Origin of the sequence: Methylorubrum sp. SL192, assembly GCF_026672325.1 — a bacterium.
GTDB classification, from domain to species: Bacteria; Pseudomonadota; Alphaproteobacteria; order Rhizobiales; family Beijerinckiaceae; genus Methylobacterium; species Methylobacterium extorquens.
Window position 1 is genome coordinate 983,320 of the sequence record NZ_JAPPQV010000003.1, and the last position, 17,677, is coordinate 1,000,996.

Annotated in this window: 18 protein-coding genes; 8 read left to right on the plus strand and 10 right to left on the minus strand. The window is 69.3% G+C overall.

Annotation, left to right across the window (positions count from 1 at the left end; genetic code table 11):
- Positions 1 to 65 precede the first annotated feature (65 nt).
- Entirely contained in the window at positions 66 to 1,166 is a 1,101-nt protein-coding gene (locus tag OVA30_RS05330) for an acyltransferase family protein (protein WP_268174826.1), read from the minus strand.
- Positions 1,167 to 1,336: 170 nt separating this feature from the next.
- Between OVA30_RS05330 and OVA30_RS05335 the strand changes: the two genes are divergently transcribed.
- Positions 1,337 to 2,047, plus strand: coding sequence for a DUF4142 domain-containing protein (locus OVA30_RS05335; RefSeq protein ID WP_012253342.1), 711 nt, complete (start codon positions 1,337 to 1,339; stop codon positions 2,045 to 2,047).
- A gap of 273 nt (positions 2,048 to 2,320) precedes the next feature.
- Here OVA30_RS05335 and OVA30_RS05340 read toward each other — a convergent pair whose 3' ends face one another.
- Entirely contained in the window at positions 2,321 to 3,457 is a 1,137-nt protein-coding gene (locus tag OVA30_RS05340; RefSeq protein WP_268174828.1) for a PA0069 family radical SAM protein, read from the minus strand.
- 166 nt (positions 3,458 to 3,623) lie between these two features.
- Between OVA30_RS05340 and OVA30_RS05345 the strand changes: the two genes are divergently transcribed.
- A complete protein-coding gene (locus OVA30_RS05345) occupies positions 3,624 to 4,145 on the plus strand; it encodes a hypothetical protein (RefSeq protein ID WP_268174829.1) in 522 nt (173 codons plus the stop codon).
- A 60-nt stretch (positions 4,146 to 4,205) separates the two neighbouring features.
- On the opposite strand, the gene OVA30_RS05350 is transcribed toward OVA30_RS05345, so the two are convergent.
- From OVA30_RS05350 to OVA30_RS05380, 7 genes are all read right to left on the minus strand, one after another.
- The gene (locus OVA30_RS05350; RefSeq protein WP_056464766.1) at positions 4,206 to 4,388 is read right to left on the minus strand and encodes a hypothetical protein; all 183 of its coding nucleotides are present in this window, start codon (positions 4,386 to 4,388) and stop codon (positions 4,206 to 4,208) included.
- A 241-nt stretch (positions 4,389 to 4,629) separates the two neighbouring features.
- Entirely contained in the window at positions 4,630 to 4,797 is a 168-nt protein-coding gene (rpmG, locus tag OVA30_RS05355) for a 50S ribosomal protein L33 (protein ID WP_003602581.1), read from the minus strand.
- 153 nt (positions 4,798 to 4,950) lie between these two features.
- Positions 4,951 to 5,775 carry a 3-methyl-2-oxobutanoate hydroxymethyltransferase gene (gene panB, locus OVA30_RS05360; protein WP_003602574.1) on the minus strand — a complete coding sequence of 275 codons (825 nt, stop codon included), beginning with the start codon at positions 5,773 to 5,775 and terminating at the stop codon, positions 4,951 to 4,953.
- Positions 5,776 to 6,201: 426 nt separating this feature from the next.
- Positions 6,202 to 6,597, minus strand: a complete 396-nt coding sequence (locus tag OVA30_RS05365) for a thioredoxin family protein (protein ID WP_268174830.1) — start codon at positions 6,595 to 6,597, stop codon at positions 6,202 to 6,204.
- A gap of 30 nt (positions 6,598 to 6,627) precedes the next feature.
- Positions 6,628 to 7,215 carry a rhodanese-like domain-containing protein gene (locus OVA30_RS05370; protein ID WP_268174831.1) on the minus strand — a complete coding sequence of 196 codons (588 nt, stop codon included), beginning with the start codon at positions 7,213 to 7,215 and terminating at the stop codon, positions 6,628 to 6,630.
- A 17-nt stretch (positions 7,216 to 7,232) separates the two neighbouring features.
- On the minus strand, positions 7,233 to 8,048 hold the full coding sequence (locus tag OVA30_RS05375; RefSeq protein ID WP_012253347.1) for a quinoprotein dehydrogenase-associated SoxYZ-like carrier: 816 nt from the start codon (positions 8,046 to 8,048) through the stop codon (positions 7,233 to 7,235).
- 41 nt (positions 8,049 to 8,089) lie between these two features.
- Positions 8,090 to 9,022: a quinoprotein relay system zinc metallohydrolase 2 gene (locus tag OVA30_RS05380; protein WP_268174832.1), complete on the minus strand. Its 933-nt coding sequence runs from the start codon at positions 9,020 to 9,022 to the stop codon at positions 8,090 to 8,092.
- A gap of 185 nt (positions 9,023 to 9,207) precedes the next feature.
- Between OVA30_RS05380 and OVA30_RS05385 the strand changes: the two genes are divergently transcribed.
- From OVA30_RS05385 to OVA30_RS05400, 4 genes are read left to right on the plus strand one after another with little or no spacing between them, the layout of a single operon-like run.
- Positions 9,208 to 9,783, plus strand: a complete 576-nt coding sequence (locus OVA30_RS05385) for a TetR/AcrR family transcriptional regulator (RefSeq protein ID WP_003602565.1) — start codon at positions 9,208 to 9,210, stop codon at positions 9,781 to 9,783.
- Between the two features lie 26 nt (positions 9,784 to 9,809).
- On the plus strand, positions 9,810 to 10,106 hold the full coding sequence (locus OVA30_RS05390; protein ID WP_003602564.1) for a nucleotidyltransferase family protein: 297 nt from the start codon (positions 9,810 to 9,812) through the stop codon (positions 10,104 to 10,106).
- Positions 10,106 to 10,480, plus strand: a complete 375-nt coding sequence (locus OVA30_RS05395; RefSeq protein WP_253388887.1) for a HepT-like ribonuclease domain-containing protein — start codon at positions 10,106 to 10,108, stop codon at positions 10,478 to 10,480. The genes OVA30_RS05390 and OVA30_RS05395 overlap by 1 nt, the downstream gene beginning before the upstream one ends.
- Before the next feature lie 42 nt (positions 10,481 to 10,522).
- Positions 10,523 to 11,509: a CobW family GTP-binding protein gene (locus OVA30_RS05400; RefSeq protein WP_268174833.1), complete on the plus strand. Its 987-nt coding sequence runs from the start codon at positions 10,523 to 10,525 to the stop codon at positions 11,507 to 11,509.
- Positions 11,510 to 11,962: 453 nt separating this feature from the next.
- On the opposite strand, the gene OVA30_RS05405 is transcribed toward OVA30_RS05400, so the two are convergent.
- On the minus strand, positions 11,963 to 12,214 hold the full coding sequence (locus tag OVA30_RS05405; protein WP_268174834.1) for a hypothetical protein: 252 nt from the start codon (positions 12,212 to 12,214) through the stop codon (positions 11,963 to 11,965).
- A gap of 577 nt (positions 12,215 to 12,791) precedes the next feature.
- Here OVA30_RS05405 and OVA30_RS05410 point away from each other — a divergent pair.
- On the plus strand, positions 12,792 to 14,249 hold the full coding sequence (locus tag OVA30_RS05410) for an O-antigen ligase family protein (RefSeq protein WP_268174835.1): 1,458 nt from the start codon (positions 12,792 to 12,794) through the stop codon (positions 14,247 to 14,249).
- A complete protein-coding gene (locus OVA30_RS05415; protein ID WP_268174836.1) occupies positions 14,246 to 17,623 on the plus strand; it encodes a PAS domain-containing protein in 3,378 nt (1,125 codons plus the stop codon). Before OVA30_RS05410 ends, OVA30_RS05415 begins: the two co-directional genes overlap by 4 nt.
- Positions 17,624 to 17,677 lie beyond the last annotated feature (54 nt).

Below are 17,677 nucleotides of genomic sequence, written 5' to 3' on the forward strand. Positions count from 1 at the left end.
GGCTAGTGCGAAACGGGGTTCGGGAAAACCGCCCATGACGTCGTCATCCCGCTGTCATCCCCGCCTCATCTCTCGGGCGTCACGGCGCTTTTCGACACCTCGACAGCGGGTGCGGGGTCGAGCCCGCGGCGGACGAGGCGGGTCAGGGGCCGCTCCACCAACCGGTGGACAAGAAGCGCGGCCGGCAGGGTCAGCGCGACCATCACGACGAGGCTCGGCCAGGGTCCGAGCAGGGGCGCGAGGCCGGTGCGCAGCAGCCCCTCGCGGACCGCCCGCAGCACGAACGGGTGGATCAGGTAGAGGGCATAGGAGGCATCGCCCAGCCGCTCGGCCGCGCCGAGAAACCAGGCGCCGATCCCGCCGCGTACGGCCTCGGGCCGGTCCCGGCCGAGGACCGCCGCCGCCACGAGGAACGCGGCGGGCAGGCCCCAGCCGAGCAAGCGGGCGACCGGCTCGGCGGACAGGCTTGCATTGGCGGCGAGCCCGAACAGTCCCGCCGCGGCGAGCGCGATCCGAACCGGCGAACCCAGGCGCACCCCCTCGGCCCGCAGGAGCGCGAGCCCGGCGCCGAGCGCGAATTCGAGGACGATCGGATCGGACCAGAAGGCGAGGGGGACCGGTGGCGTGGGCATCAGCCGCCCGACGAGAACGAGGAGCACCAGGGCGCCGGCCAGCCACGCCACCGCCCCGCGCCGCGGGAAGCCGAGGCCGAGGGCGAAGAGGGCGTAGAAGGCCATCTCGTAGTTCAGGGTCCAGCCCAGGCCGTAGAGCGGCAGCACCGCCCCGTCGGGCCGGGCCATCGGCCAGAACAGGAACGAGGCGAGGGTGCGGGCGACGTCGGGCGCGCCGCCCTCGCCGCTGAGCAGGGCCGGCGCTGCGAGACCGACGGCAAGGTAGAGCCCGGTCACCAGCCAATAGAGCGGGACGAGGCGGGCGATGCGGTGAGCGGCAAAGCGGCTCCGCGCTCCGGGGCGCCCGTAGAGCGGTGCCGCCGCGTGGACGATGATGAAGCCGGAGATGACGAAGAAGATGTCGACGCCCCCCGGCCAGGGCAGCCCGTGGCGCGCGACAAAGTCAGTTCCCGTCCGCCCGGCCAGGGCCGCAGCCTCGTTCTGGGCGTGGTGAACGACCACCATCAGCGCGGCCAGCGCCCGTAGTCCCTGCACGAGGACCAGTTTTCCCCGGATGGGGTCGGGATGAAAAAGCTTATTCAAATTTCGGGAACCGCCGTGGAAGGTCGTCGTTGTCGCGTCGAAGTGATCTTCACGGCCTTGACCGTTTCATCCGGTTTCTGAGGCCAGTTTGTATGTCGAAAATCCGATATTTGAGGTTTGGTATGCTGAAGAAATACGCTGCTGCGTCCGCACTCGTCGTCGCCATGGCGACCCCCGCCTTCGCCCAGGTCGGAGGCGATTTCCGCCTGGACGCCATGCAGGCAAATGCCTTCGAGATCCAGTCCGCCCAGATCGCGCTTCAGAAGAGCCGCAACCCGTCAGTGCGGGCCTATGCCCGTGAGGCGCTTCGTGACCATCAGGCCGCCAACGTCGCCCTGGCCGGCGGCGAGCGCAACTACATGGCCGCCCGTCAGGCCGGCCCCGGCGGTCTCGTCGGCGGCTTGGTCGAGGCTCCGCTCGCCATCGCCGGCGGTGCGGTCGGTGCGGCCACCGGCGTCGCGACCGGCGTGGTCGGTGGCACCCTGCAGGGCGGCCCGGTCGGCGCGCTCGAGGGTGCCGGCACCGGTCTGAGCCGCGGCGCCGCCGCCGGCGCGCAGGCCTTCGATGTCGACAGCACCGCGGGCACCACCGTCGTGCCGCCGAACCCGCAGCAGCAGCAGATGCTGGCCGAGCTGAACGCCACCCCGCCCGGCGCCCGCTTCGACCGTGTCTACGGTCAGCAGCAGGTGATGGCGCACCAGATGTCGATCAGCATGGCGCAGTCCTACGCCCAGTCCGGCCCGAACCCGGCCCTGCGCAACTACGCCCAGCAGGCCCTGCCGGTGCTCCAGCAGCACTACGCCCACGCCCAGCGCCTTCCCGGCGCCCGCTAAGGCGGCCCATCGCAGCCCAGCCTGGTACGAACCAGCCAGATACGAACATCGGGAAGCGGCGGACCTTCGGGGCCGCCGCTTCTTTTCGTTTGCCGGATCGCGAATCCATCCCTTCAATCGATCGCCCCGCGCATCCTCCGCGAGCGGTGGGCGAACCGCACCGCAAACGCCCGGATGACCCCGGCGCAGCGGCGCGTTGGGACGGCCATAGCCGGGCCGTCACGCTCGCTTCGTTCCCCCGAAAAGCCCGCGCCGTTGGGCCGGAGTCGCGTTTCAGAACAAAGCGAGCTGATCCCCCGCTCTCTCCGGCCGGCGGAACAGCTCCGTCGTCTGGCGCACGGGCTCGTCCGGATAGCCGAGGCGGCGCTTGGCCAGGGCGAAGCGGCGGCGGATCAGGTCGGCATAGGGGCCCTGGCCGATCATGCGGGTGCCGAAGGCGGCATCGTAGGTTTTGCCGCCGCGCGCCCCGCCCAGCAGGGAGAAGACGTGCGCCTTGCGCCCCGGATAATGCTCCGAGAACCAGTCGCCGACCAACTCGTCGAGTTCGTGCGGCAGGCGCAGCAGAACGTAGTTGGCCTCTCGCGCCCCCGCCGTCCGGGCCGCTTCGAGAATCGCTTCAATCTCGTGATCGTTGAGCGAGGGGATGATGGGCGCGGCGATCGCCATCACTGGTACGCCCGCCTCGCTCAAAGCGCGGATCGCCTCCAGGCGCTTGCGCGGATGCGGCGCGCGCGGCTCCATGCGGCGGGAGAGATCCGGGTCGAGGGTGGTCACGGAGATCGCCACCTTCACGAGGTTCTGCGCCGCCATCGCGGCGAGGAGATCGCGGTCGCGCAGGATCAGGTTCGACTTCGTGACGATGCCGACGGGATGGCGGAAGCGGGCCAGCACCTCCAGCACGGCGCGGGTGATGCCGTGCGTGCGCTCGATCGGCTGGTAGGGGTCGGTCGCGGTGCCGAGCGCGATGGTCCGCGGTTGGTAGCCCGGCGCCGACAGCTCGCGCTCCAGCAGGGCGGCCGCATCGGGTTTGGAAAACAGCCGCGTCTCGAAATCGAGCCCCGGCGAGAGCCCGACATAGCCGTGGTTCGGCCGGGCGAAGCAGTAGACGCAGCCGTGCTCACAGCCGCGATACGGATTGATCGACCGGTCGAACGAGATGTCCGGCGAGGCGTTGCGGGTGATGATGTGGCGGGCGCGTTCCGGCGTCACCTCCGTGCGCCGGACACGCTCCGCCTCTTCCGGCCAGCCATCGTCGAAGGTCTCGTGCCGGGTCGCCTCGAAGCGCCCCTCCGGGTTGGCGGTCGCCCCGCGACCGCGCCGCGCCTCCGGCGCGACCCGGGAGCCGTCATGTGAGAAGCCGCCCGGTTTACCCCGAAGCGGCGTCTGTCCGTTCCCCACCCCGAGCCCCACCGTCTGCCACGCTCGCGTTCGTCTTAAGAACATAGCGCGAACATGGAAAGCGGGGATGCACAAGTTTCGTGCAGGTGCGGGCTTTGTCCGTCCTCCGGGGCCGTCGCAGGCCGGAACAGCGCAAGGAGTGCTTTGCGAGGGCGGAAAATCGGGTATTCGCCCCCGCATGATCTCCGGCCTCATCCATGTGGCGCGATCCGCCGACCCCGCCGCGATCGAGTGCCTCGCCGACACGCTGAGCGCACTCGTCGCGGGCGTGGCGGCCGGGCTCGTGGGCGATGCGGTGATCGTGACGGCTCAGGCCTGTTCGGCGCTGGAGACGGTGGCCGAGGGGAGCGGCGCGACCCTGGTGGTGCGCCCGCCCGGCGCCAACCCCTGGGGCGCGGGCGCGCGGGTGGCGCGGCGCGAGTGGTTGCTGTGCCTGGAGCCCGGCGACATCCCGGCGGAGGGCTGGATCCGCAGCCTCGACCGCTTCGTCGGCACGGCGCGGCCGGACATGGCGCTCGGCCGGATGCGGCGGGCGCACAGTGCGCTACCGGCTCGGATCGCCGCGCGAGGGGAGGGCGTCGTCGGCGCGCGCGGATTGCGGGCGGGCGATGTGGTGCGCCGGGAGCGGGTGCTTGCGGGCCTGCCGTTCTCGCCCCGCCTCAAGGTGCGGATGCTGACGGCCCGGCTCGACCGCGCCTGAGTCCCACGACTGGCAGCGTCCCGGCGAAAACGTCCTGGCGAAAGCGTACTGGCGAAAACGTCAGCTCACCCGGAACCACGTCGGGGCTGCGCGCATCAGCACCACGAGCGCGGTCGCCACCAGGGCGGCCCCCACGGTGATCTCGGCTGAATGCGCGTAGCCGGACCGTTCCAGGACGGTGGCGGCCGAGGCGATGGTGAGGCCGATACCGGCCGGAGCGAGGCAGCTGGGCAAGGCGTTCATGCGCCGACCCTAGACGCGATCGCTTGCGCGAGCGTTACGCCGCGCCGCCCCGTTTCGTCAGCAATCCATGAGGATGCGGCGAGGCCGGACTGAGGCGGCGCCGGAATGCGAAAAAGCCGCTCCGATGCCGGAGCGGCTCTGCCGCGTCGCTTCGCGGAGAAGCAGACGATTCGTGTCTCGCCCCCGGTTGCGCCGACGCGGCCCGAAGGCGGTCGGCGTCCGGGCGTTCGGCGCGACCGCCTTACTTGATCTTGGCTTCCTTGAACTCGACGTGCTTGCGCGCGACCGGGTCATACTTCTTCATGACCATCTTCTCGGTCTGCGTGCGGGAGTTCTTCTTCGTGACGTAGAAGTAGCCCGTGTCGGCGGTCGAGACGAGGCGGATCTTGACGGTAACGGCCTTGGCCATGGCGTGGCGCTCCTAAAGCGGGTCGAGGGGCGATTCGCTGGTGGCGGCGCCAGCGCGGGCGAAACGCAAAAGGCCGGGAAGCCCCGGCCGAATTCCGGCGCGGTCAATGCCCGATGGGGGGCGTTTCGTCAAGCCACGGACCGTACGACCCACTCACCGCGGCGGGTAGGTGTGCCCCTCGGCCGGGAAGCGGCCCGCCTGCACCTCGTCGGCATAGGCGCGCACGGCCTCCTCGATATGGGCGCGCAGCGAGCCGTAGCTCTTGACGAAGCGCGGCACCCGATCGCTCAAGCCCAGCATGTCTTCGAGCACGAGGATCTGCCCGTCGCAGGCGGCGGTGGCGCCGATGCCGATGGTCGCCGCGCGGATCGCGGGGTCGGTGGCGATGGCCCGCGCCACCGGCTCGACGATGCCCTCCAGCACGATGGCGAAGGCGCCCGCATCGCTGATCGCGCGGGCATCGGCCCGCAGGCGGTCCTCGTCGCCGGCCCCGTGCCCCTGCACCTTGAAGCCGCCCATCGTGTTCACCGATTGGGGGGTCAGGCCGATATGGCCCATCACCGGCACCCCCCGCTCGGTCAGGAACGCGACCGTTTCGGCAAAGCGCGCCCCGCCCTCCAGCTTGATCGCTCCGGCCCCCGTCTCCTTGAGGACGCGGGCGGCGTTGAGGAAGGCCTGTTCGCGGCTCGCCTCGTAGGAGCCGAACGGCATGTCGACCACGACCAGGGCGCGGGAGGTGCCGCGCATCACGGCCTGGGCCTGGAGGATCATCATCTCCAGGGTCACCGGCAGGGTCGATTCCATGCCGTGCATGACCATGCCGAGGGAATCACCCACCAGTACGAAGTCGCAATAGGCATCGACGATGCCCGCGGTGTGGGCGTGATAGGCGGTGAGCGAAATGATCTTGCGCCCCTCGGCCTTGCGCTTGATCAGATCGACCGCCTGGAGACGACGCGTTTGAACGACCTGCGACATGGCTCGTGATCCGGAGTCTGGCGTTCCCGGGGGCGCCCGTCGGATCGGGCGCGGCGTGCGGAACGCCTCTATAAGCCCGTTCGCGCCGCCCCGCAGGAGGTCATTGGGTCGGTTCCGGTGGATCGGATGCGAAGTGTCACGACGAGAAGGATCGCCCGGAGGGGCCTGCCTTCTCCTGCGGCGTTCCGGCGCCGTCACGCGACGGCCGCCGAAAGCGGCGGCCGGACATCAACGTGAAATGCGCTTCGGTCGCCCTGCTCGCCCTTTTCGGGCGTTTCCTCCCTAGACTTCAGGCCGCCTCCGGGCTTGCCATTTTTCCGCCACATCTCGGCCGGTGTCAATGGTATAGCCTGAAGATCGAGGCGATTGAGATTGCTGGAAATTTAGACTCTTGAGAGCACTTGGCCGAATCATGGCGAAAACGTGTCAGAGGGCTTTTTCGAGGAGCTGTTCGATCCATTCGGGCTGGGTCTCGCCGACCCAGCGGGCAACCTCGGTGCCGCCCTTGTAGACGATGAGCGTGCTCTGCATCTGCGCCCCGAACCGGCGCACGAGGTCGCGCTGAGCGTCGAAGTCGATCGTGAAAACGGCAAGAGACTTGAAGCGTGGGTCGGCGGAGAGCGCGGCCAGGATCGGCTTCTGCGCGCGGCAGATTGGGCACCACGGCGCCGAGATCTGTACGAGGATCGGCCGCCCCGCCGCCTGCGCCGCCTCGAAGGCGCTCTGGTCGTAGGCGGTGGAATCGGCGGCATGTCCGGCGCCGGGCCGACCGCCGGCCAGGAGGGCCGCCGCGAGGACGAGAACGTGCCGGCGGTTCGTCATCGGTGTCCTCACGCCATTTCGCTCACATGCTCAGCGCTGGGGCGCGCGCGCGCTGTCCGCGTGCGTCCAGGCCGGATCGGGCTTGGCGACGGCGGTGTCGTGATCGTCCTGCCAACCCTCGACGCCGGGGGGGAACCAGTGGACGCGGCTGTAGCCGGCTGCGACCAGCCGCTTGCCGGCGTTCCAGCTCCCCCAGCATTCCGGCCGGCAGAAGGTCACGACGGGCTTGGTCCGGTCGCCGCCGGTCAGTTCGGCGACCCGCCGCAGGAAGGCCTCCTCCTTCTCCGGCGCCAGCGGTGCGCCGCCCGCGCCCGGCATCCAGACCGCGCCGGGGAGCGAGCGGTGCGTCGGCAGCCAGGGCCGGTCGGCCGGCAGGCCCTCGGGCCGGCGGTCGGCCAGCACCACGTCGATGAGGACCGGCCCCTCCGGGAGCAGCTTTTCGAGCCCTTTCAGGTCGATGACCGTCGCCCCCTTGAGCGTCGCCGGAGTATAGCCCTTCGGCGGCCCGGTATAGAGCCCCTCCGGCTCCGGCACGTTGACCGGCGAGTCGGCCGGACCGGCCGCGCCCAGCATCAGGCCGAGGGCGGCGAACGCCGCATGTCTCGCGATCACCCGCATGCTTCTCCCCATCGGCGTCAGTTGCTCGCGGACGGAACGGGGAAGGACTGCGCCCAGCGCCCCTCTTGGTTGTCCGCGGCCGTGACCTTGAGCGCACCCTGCCCCTCGGGCTTGAAGGCGAAGTTGATGACCGGATTCGAGGCGATGGAGATGTCGCCGTCGAGGCTGAACACGAGTTTGTCGCCGTAGGTCACATCGAGCTTCTGGATGTAGCGGGCCGGGGTGTAGTCGCGGGTGAGCTGGTTCATCTGCATCCCCGAGAAGTTCGGGTGGCGCACCATCAGCGTCGCCTCGGCCGGCTTGCCGGGCTGGACGTCGCCGACGAACTTCATGCGCATCTCGCCCATGCCCTTCATCGCCTCCTCGTCGCTCATGCCCATCGGCGCCGAGCAGCCGCCGGAGGCTTTGACGAACTTGGCCGATTCGAGGAGCCGCCCGTCCTTGGTCTCCACCACCGCGTGGACGTTGGTGTAGTTGTTCACCCGCACCCGCATCTTGATCTCGCCCGGGTCGGCGGCCGGGCCGAAGGTGAAGTGCGCCGCGTAGGGCGACGGGTTGTCGTCGATGATGAAGTAGAGGCCCTTCACGCTGTCCTTGTCGGCGAGCGTCAGGCCGATCGGCACCAGGGCGGCGTCGAGGGCGCGGGCGGGCGCGTCGATGGTCACGGCGCTCTCGCTGGCCTCGACTTTCCGGTCACCGAAGATCGACGTCTTGATCTCGGTCCAGCGGGCCGCGCGCTCCTCGTCGGTGTCGGTGGCGCCAGCCAGCACCGGAGCGGGCGCGAGCGCCGCTGCGGAGAGCGTCAGGCTGAGGGCAAGCATCAGGCGTTTCATGGCGCGTTTCCTTCCCGGAAGCCCCCGAGACAGGGGCGAACTTATTCCCACTCGAGTTCTTGGTAAGCCTGGGTGACGTTGCGGCCGTTATAGGTGTCGAACAGCGCCCAATGGTCTTTCTCCCCCAGCGCAACGGTCCGAACCGCGGTCTCGATCGGCACGCTTGTGGCCACCGCCTTGCGGGTTTCGTCGCGCAGTGCCGAGAGATAACGCGCGAGGTCGGCCATCGCCGGCGCGAACGCCACCCGGGTCGGGCCGTGGCCCGGCACGGCGTCGGTGGCGCCCACCGCCTTCAGCCGCTCGATCTCCTTGAACCAGCCGAGCAGGCTGCCGTCGAGCGAGGGGATGCGGCCGACGAAGAGCAGGTCGGCCGGGAACAGCAGCCCGCTGCCGGTGTCGAGCATCGACAGGTCGCAACCCGTATGCGCGTTGCCGTGGGCGGTGAGCCGGAGGGTGCGGTCGCCGAGATCGATCTCGGCGCCCTCCTTCACCTCCATCGTCGGGTAGACCACCTCTCCCGCCTTCTCCTCCCCGAGGATCTCGGCGAGCCGCTGGCGGTAGAACGCGCCCCGCGCATCGAGGGCGCCGCGCAGGCCGGCATGTCCGACGAAGGTCGGGTTGTCGCCGCGGAAGGCCGCAGCGCCGAAGACATGATCGGGATGCACGTGGGTGAGCATCACGTAGCGGACCGGCTTGTCGGTGCGCCGGGCGATCTCCCGGCGCAGCCACTGCCCGTCGGCGAGACTGCCGCCGGATTCGGTGACGAGCACCCCGTCCCGCCCGATGATGAAGCCGATATTGGCGATACCGTCGGCGTTCTCCGGCGTCGCCTCGGCATCGGGCCCGCGCCGGATGAAGGTGCCGGGTGCGACCTCCTCCATCGTCATGGCATCGACGGCAAAGCCCGCCCGCGGCAGGCAGCACAGGCAGAACCCGCCGAACAGAGCCGCGCGGCGTGTGACGGGGGCGCTCAACGCCCGCCTCCGCCGGACTCGTCACCTGGGCACATCCGTGCCGCCATCGGCCGCTTCCTCCCGGTGAATTTATCGATATAGTGCAAACCATCTAGTAGGTAGATTTTTGTGCCGTCAAGTGCCACCATCGCGAACGGGCGGAGCCGTCGCGAGCACGTGATCGGCCCGATACGAACGGACGGATGATGAGAGACACGCGCGCATCGCTCCTCAGCGAGGCCGAGATTCTGGTGCGCGGCCGAGGCTATTCCGGCTTCAGCTACGCCGATCTCGCCGAGGCGGTCGGCATCCGCAAGGCGAGCATCCACCACCATTTCCGCACCAAGGAAGCGCTCGCCCAGGCGCTGATCGAGGCCTACGACGCGCGCTACGACGCGGCGCTCGACGACATCTCCGGCCAGACCGCCGACGGGGTCGCCCGGATCGAAGCCTATGGCCGGCTCTATCTCGGCGGGGTCGAGCGCGGGCTCGGCTGCCTCTGCGCGGCGCTCGCCGTCGAGCTGGAGACGCTGCCCGAGGCCCTGCGCCGCGCCATCACCGCCTTCTTCGAAAAGCACATCGCATGGCTCGCCGGCGTGATCGAGGAGGGGCAGATCTCCGGCAGCGTCCGCGCCGGCCTCGACCCGCAGGCCCATGCCCGGATGATCGTGGCGACGCTGGAGGGTTCGCTGCTGCTGGAGCGGTTCCTTGCCGGGCCGGAGGGGTTCGGGCGGACGCTGGCGGCCCTCAGCGAGGGGCTGCGGCCGGTGAACAAGTCCTGATAGACTCGCGCCGGAGGGAGCGCCCGATGGACAGGATGGAGGCCATTACCCGCCTTCGCGACAGTGCCGACGCGGTGCGCACCATGGGCGCCACATCGCTCTACCTGTTCGGCTCCACGGCTCGGGGCGAGGCGCGCGCCGACAGCGACCTCGACCTCTTCATCGATTATGATCCCGCGAGCCGCTTCAACGCCTTCGACCTCGTCGGCATCAAGCTGCTGCTGGAAGACCGGCTCGGGACCGCGATCGACGTCACAACCCGCGACGGGCTGCACCCTCGGTTACGTGACCGGATCGAAGCCTCGGCGCTTCGCGTGTTCTGATGGCTCGGCGTGACTACCGCCACGCTCTGGACGACATGCTGGCTGCCCTCGACGGAATCGCTCAAGCGACGGCAGGACAGGACTTCGACGCCTTTTGCCGGAACTGGCTGCTGAAGCACGGCGTCGAGCGAGGCATCGAGATCATCTCGGAGGCGAGCCGCGCCTTGCCGGATTCCGTCAAGGCACTGAGGCCCGAGATTCCCTGGCATCAGGTGCGCGCCATCGGGAACATCCTGCGGCACGAGTATCACGGCTTGTCCGAGCGGATTCTCTGGAACGTGGTCGTCGATGAGTTGCCGCGCCTGCGCATCGCCGTCGAAGCGCTTCAGGCGCAGGCCGGCGATCTTCCATCCGACCCCGTTGATACAATATAACAGCCTGACGTTCCGTCACCGCGCAATCGACCCAGGCCTTCCATGTCCGATGCTTCCCCCCTCGCCGCCTCGCAAAAGATCCCGGTGACCGTGCTCACCGGCTATCTCGGCGCCGGCAAGACGACGCTGCTCAACCGCATCCTCACCGAACAGCACGGCAAGCGCTACGCCGTGATCGTCAACGAGTTCGGCGAGATCGGCATCGACAACGACCTGGTGGTCGGCGCCGACGAGGAAGTGTTCGAGATGAACAACGGCTGCGTCTGCTGCACCGTGCGCGGCGACCTGATCCGCATCATGGACGGGCTGGTGAAGCGCCGCGGCAAGTTCGATGCGATCATCGTCGAGACCACCGGGCTCGCCGACCCGGCCCCCGTGGCCCAGACCTTCTTCGTGGATCAGGATGTCGGCGAGGCCGCCCGGCTCGACGCGGTGGTGACGGTGGCCGACGCCAAGTGGCTGACCGACCGGCTCGCCGACGCGCCCGAGGCCAAGAACCAGATCGCCTTTGCCGACGTGATTCTGCTCAACAAGTCCGACCTCGTCTCAGGGGCAGACCTCGACCGGGTCGAGGGCCAGATCCGCGCGATCAACCCCTGGGCCAAGATCCATCGCACCGAGCGCTGCGCGATCCCGCTCGATCAGGTGCTCGACCGCAACGCCTTCGACCTCGCGCGCATTCTCGACGTGGAGCCCGACTTCCTGGAGGAGGGCCACCACCATCACCACGACGAGCAGATGCAGTCGGTCTCGGCCAAGATCGACGGCCCGGTCGATCCGGAGAAGTTCATGCCTTGGATCTCGAACCTGACCCAGGTTCAGGGGCCGGACATCCTGCGCTGCAAGGGCATCGTCGCCTTTCCCGACGAGCCCAAGCGCTTCGTCTTCCAGGGCGTTCACATGATCCTTGACGGCGACGTCCAGGGGGATTGGGGCGTCGACGAGCCGCGCGTCTCCCGCGTCGTCTTCATCGGCCGCAACCTCGATCCGGAAGCGATCCGCGAAGGCTTTTTCGCCTGCAAGGTCTAGAGCCGTATCCGACCTGACGGCATCAGGCCGGCGGCTCTCGGTCCCTGTTTTGACGCGGATTCCGACGAACCGGCGGCCACTTCGTCGGAATGCGCTCCAGGGTGGCGCGCCGCCGATCAGAAAACGCGCACGAAAAAGGGCCACCCTCGCGGGCGGCCCTTTCTTCTTACCGATCTCCGAGCCGGCCTGCCGGCCGGATCGATTCGATCAGGGGGAAGCGTTCGGCGTCAAAGGTTGAGCAACACGTTCGCGGAACCGATCACGGTGGTCGCGAGGCCGAGCGCGAGCGCACCGATCATCCCGTAAGAAAACGCCTGCATCATCCGCATCTGTCGAAATCCTCCATTCGTATCCAATCGGAACGCTCATCGCCGATGCCGGTGCGGCGAGAGGGAGCGCGTAGAAATAAGGCCTGAGTGACCATGCGCGATCCGGCCGGATCGGGCCGGGAACTCAGCAGCGGTTGCCGCCCGCGGTCTGGCCGTACTGCTTGACCGGGAAGTTCTGCTGGTTGGCGTTGCCTTCCGCGGCCGAGTTCATCGGGCAGGCCGCGTAGGACGGGCCATCATGGACGCCGAGGGAGCCGGTCCAGCCGGACGTCATCGGGATCGGGCGGGCATGGCTTTGGCTGAAGGCCAGAGCCGACGTAGCCGGGGCGACACCCAGGACGATGGCGGCGACGGCAGCGGCGATACGAGTGTTCATTAATCTCTCCAACAATCGGTCTCGGGATAGTCTGGCGATCCAGACCTTCCTGTTCTTCGGTAAATTGAATATGGGGAGTGATTGTCCGCAGTGACGTGCCGTGGCGCACGCGGTGAGACGGAACAACTTCGCGTCTGATTTTTCGGCGCCGTCCCGTTAAAGTCGAGATCGATCCGATCCGGATGAAAATTACCGCTAGACCATTCCTTTTCGAGTAGAACTATTATTCCAACAGATAGCGTGGGCACATCAGCCGTCGCGATGTGTCCGCGATGATCGAGTGCACCGTCTCGGACTTGTCATTCCAAATACGCTGTGCCCCCGTCCCGGGCATCGCTCGCAGGCAGCGGCGGCTGACGCCCTGCACGCATGGAACGACGATCTCAGGTTTGCCGGCCGTCACGTTCCGCACCTCGAAAGGAGGGCAGCGAGCTGCGCATCCGGAGCTGTTGGTTAAAACGCAACCTTTCGGTGGTTCGATCAGCCCGGTTGAGGGGTCCGCAATCCCGCCGGGTGCCGCGTCGCGGGGCTCGGGCGGGTGGCGTGCGCGGTGCCCCGCGAGAGTTCGAGTTCGCCGATGTCTTCCATGACAGCCGCGCCGACAGGTGCGACGGCCGCCGCGTCGCCATGGGCTGCGGGCTCGTCACCCTGGGCCGCAGGCGCGTCACCCTGGGCCGCAGGCGCGTCACCCTGGGCCGCAGGCGCTTGGGGCCGTGTCCCCGCCCTCCGCGCGGTCCAGGGCCTGGCGAGCGGCCTCCACGCGGCGTTCATCTTCTTTGCCTGCTTCGCCTTCTCGGACGCCTCGCCCTACGACCTCGTGGCGATTCCGACGATCGTGCTGTGGCTGGCGCTCGGCATCCGCTTGCACCGGGGGGCGCTGCCCCTCGTGCTCCTGCTCCTCGCCTACCTCACGGCGATGGGGATCGCGCTGCTGCCCTATCTCAACGAGCCGCTGTCCGTGACCTGGACCGTGCAGCTCTTCTACCTCGCGGCCACCTGCATCTTCTTCGCGATGCTCTACGCCGACGACACGCAGGCGCGCATCGAGGTCGCGCTCAAGGCCTATACCGCGAGCTGCGTGCTCTCGGCGGGTCTCGGCATCGTCGGCTACCTGCAACTGCTCGGCATCGAGGATCTGTTCTACAAGTACGGCCGCGCCTCGGGCACCTTCCAGGACCCGAACGTGTTCGGCTCGTTCCTGACGCTCGGCGCCCTCTACCTGATCCACCGCCTCCTCTCCGGCGCGACCCGGTGGCCGATCCTGTCGCTGCTCAGCCTCGTCGTCGTGATGGCGGGCATCTTCCTGTCCTTCTCCCGCGGCTCCTGGGGCGGGACGGTGGTGGCGGTCGCCGTCATGGTCGTGGCGCTCTACACGACGAGCCGCTCGCGGGCCCTGCGGCGGCGGATCGTGACGCTCGGTCTCGTCACCATCGGCTTCGGCGCGGTCGCGCTCGCGGGGCTGCTCTCGATCGACAGCGTCGCCCAGACCTTCCAGACCCGCGCCGCGGTCACGCAGGACTACGACGAGGGCGAGACCGGCCGCTTCGGCAACCAGATCCGCGGCATGGGGATGCTGCTGGAGGAGCCGCTCGGCCTCGGCCCCCTGCGCTGGCGCCAGATCTTCAATCTGGAGCCGCATAACTCCTACATCGGCAGCTTCGCCAATGGCGGCTGGCTCGCCGGCGCCGCCTTCATTGCCCTCGTGGCGGCGACCTCCTTCGTCGGCTTCCGGCTGATGCTGCGTCCCTCGCCCTACCGGGCCTACGCGCAGATCGTGTTCCCGGCGCTGCTGATGTTCTTCCTCCAGGCGATGCAGATCGACGTGGAGAAGTGGCGCCACGTCTACATGATGCTGGGGATGGTCTGGGCACTGGAGGTAGCTCGCCTGCGCGCGGCACCCGCGCCCTTGACCCACCCCCTCCCGCGGCGCATCGGAGGACATCCGAGCGTTGCAGCGCCGAGCGGGGCAGGCGGAGCGCGCGAGAAGAGGATCGGAGGCCGGGGCGAGGTGTCCGGAACGAAGGTGAGGCCGTGACCACGGGAGCGGCGAGCGAGGCCGAGCGCCTCGCGGCCCTGCACGCGCTGCGCATTCTGGATAGCGATCCCGAGGCGCAGTTCGACGCCGTGTGCCGGACGGCGCAGCGCCTGTTCGGGGTCGCGATCGCCTACATCTCCCTGGTCGATGCCGAGCGGCAATGGCTGAAGGCCTGCGTCGGCATCATGCCGACGCAGACATCGCGCGCAGGCTCCTTCTGCGATCGGACGATCGCGCAGGATGCGATGCTCGTCGTTCCCGATGCCCGCCGCGACCCGCGCTTTTCCGGTCTCGAGATCGTGACCGGCCCGCCTCACATCGTGTTTTACGCCGGCGCACCGCTGATCCTGCGGCCGGGCGTGCGGCTCGGCTCCCTCTGCCTCGCCGATTCGCAGCCACGCGACTTCACCTCGGAGGACGCGGCAGCCCTGCGCGACCTCGCCGAGATCGTGACGGCGCAGATGCGGCTGCGGCGCGACAACCTTGCCTTCGCCAGCGAGCGGGCGCTGCGGCAGATCCATGAGAGCACGATCCGCGCCCAGGGCGTGGAGATCGAGCGGCGGGCAAGCGCCAACTCCCTCCTCACCATGGCCGAGCAGATCGCCCAGGTCGGGCATTGGCGCCTCAACTTCGCCAGCGGCCAACCGATCTACTCCGAGAGTCTCCTGCGCATCGCCGGCCTCGATGCCGCGGCGCCGACGACCCGACATCCCGGCCTCGCCCAGTTGTGCCATCCCGCGGATCGCGGGCGCGTCGAGGCCATCATCGCCGCGGCGATCGCGGGCGGGCAGGATTTCGAGGTCGAGACGCGGTTCGTGCGGCCCGACAAAACGATCCGCGACGTGATGGTGCGCGGCACCTGCAAGACCGACGAGGCGGGCCGGACGATCGGATTGTTCGGCATCCTCATGGACGTGACCGACCGGGTGCAGATCCGGGCGGAGATGCGCCGCAGCGAGATGCGCTACCGCAGCCTCGCCGACGCCCTGCCGCTGCTCGTCTGGACCGTCGATCCGGACAGCGGCGAGGCGACCTACGTCAACACGCGCTTCGAGGATTACTACGGCCCGATCGGCGCCGCGCGGGTGCAGCGGCTCGCCCGCAACCATCCCGACGACGCGCCCGCCATGGAGGCGGCGTGGCAGGCGGCTCAGGCCAGCGGCCAGGGCTATGACGGCCAGTGGCGCCTGCAGGCGCGGGACGGCTCCTACCGCTGGCACAAGATGTCGATTACCCCGATCCGCAACGCGGGCGACCCGGCCGGGATCACCGAGTGGATCGGCACCGCGCTCGACATCGACGAGATCGTCTCCGCGCGGCTGGCCGTGGAGGATACGAGCCGCCTGCTCGGCATCGCCCTGGAGGGCGCGGAGGCCGGCACCTTCGACTGGAACCTGCGCACCGGCATCACGGTGCTGTCGCCGGAGAGCGTGCGCCTCTACGGTTTGCCCGAGACCGGTGAACCGCGCGCCCTGTCGCCGACGGAATGGACCGCGACCATCCACCCCGACGACGTCGTCGAGGCGTGGAACCGGATCCACCACGCCGTCGATTCCCGGTCCCGCTTCATCGCGGAATACCGGGTGGGCCAGCGCTGGCTCTACACCTCCGGCCGCACGCTCTACGAGAGCGACGGCCGCCCCTACCGGATGCTCGGGCTGCATCTCGACATCACCGAGCGCAAGGCGGCCGAGGCGGCCCTGCGCGCCGCCACCGCCGAAGCCCGCGCCGCCACGGTCGAGGCCGAGCGGGCGAGTGCGGCCAAGAGCGAGTTCCTCGCGGCCATGAGCCACGAGATCCGCACGCCGCTGAACGGGATCCTCGGCTATGCCGACCTGCTCCTCGACCGCAGGGACCACGATCCGGAGGATCAGCGCCGCCTGGAGCTGATCCGCGTCTCGGGCGAGTCCCTGCTCACCGTCGTCAACGACGTTCTCGACGTCTCCAAGATCGAGGCCGGCCAACTCGAACTCGACCCGCTTCCCTTCGCCCTGGGCAAGCTGATCGAGGACACGGTCGCGATCATGCGCGGCACCGCCCTGAAGAGCGCGCTGACCGTCGAGGCGCGGATCGATCCGGATCTGCCCGCGAGCGTGGTCGGCGACGCGAACCGCCTGCGGCAGGTGCTGTTCAACCTGCTCAACAACGCGGTCAAGTTCACGCCGGCCGGCTCCGTCGTCCTCACCGCCCGCTACGAGGGCTCCGTCCCGGGCGCCGACGGCGGCACTGCGGAGGCTTTGCGCTTCGAGATCAGCGACACCGGCATCGGCATCGCGCCCTCGCAGCGGCACCGGCTGTTCAAGCCCTTCAGCCAGGTCGACGGCTCGATCAGCCGGCGCTTCGGCGGGTCGGGCCTGGGGCTCGCGATCTGCCATCGCCTCGTCACCATGATGGGGGGCGCGATCGGCGTCGAGAGCCGGGAGGGGGCCGGCTCGACCTTCTGGTTCACCCTGGCCCTGCCGCGCGCCACCAAGCCGCCCGCCGCGCAACCGGCGATCAGCCCACATCGCCCAGAGGCGGCGCGGCCGGCCCGGCTCCTGCTCGTGGAGGACGTGCCGATCAACCAGACGCTGGCCCGCGCCGTGCTGGAGGTGCAGGGCTACCGCGTCGATGTGGCGGGTGACGGGAACGCGGCGATCGCGGCCGTCGAGGCCACCTATGGCCCGGAGGAGGCCGGCACCGACCCTTACGCCGTCGTGCTGATGGACGTGCAGATGCCGGGCATGGACGGCCTCACCGCGACCCGCCGCATCCGCGCCATGACGGGGCCCGCCGCCCGCCTGCCGATCGTGGCGATGACCGCCAACGTCCTCGACGGGCAGGTGCAGGAGTTCATCGCGGCGGGCATGGACGACCATGTCGGCAAGCCGTTCAAGCGCGCCCAGCTCTGCGCGGTGATCGAGCACTGGCGGGTCGTCGGCGCCGAGCGGGCGCGGGAGGCGGCATCCCCGGCGCCTCCGCCCGGAGACATCCTCGGGCGTCGCCCCGAAACCGGGCCGCACGATTTCGTGGATCGCGGGCACGGCGACAGCGAGCCGTTGCTCGACCGCGCCGCCTTTGCCGCCGTGCAGGCCACGATGGGCCGCGAGCGCGTGCTGTCGCTGCTGTCCCTGCTCGAACTCGACCTCGAGCTGCGCTTCCTCCCGGAGGGGGCCGAGCCGAGCCGGACCGATTTCGACCGTGAGCAACTCGCCTACGACGCCCATGCCATGGTCGCCGCGGCGGGCGCCCTCGGCTTCCTCGCCCTGTCCGGGCTGTGCCGGGAGATCGAGGACGCCTGCCGGGACGGCGGCGCGCTTCCCGCCCTGATCCGCCGCCTCGCGACGCTGCGGACGGATACGCTCGGAACGATCAGGGCCCTCAGGGCGGCGTGAGATGCCTCCGAGGCCTTTCCGCGTCTTGAGATCGCAGCCTTCCCGCGCCACCTG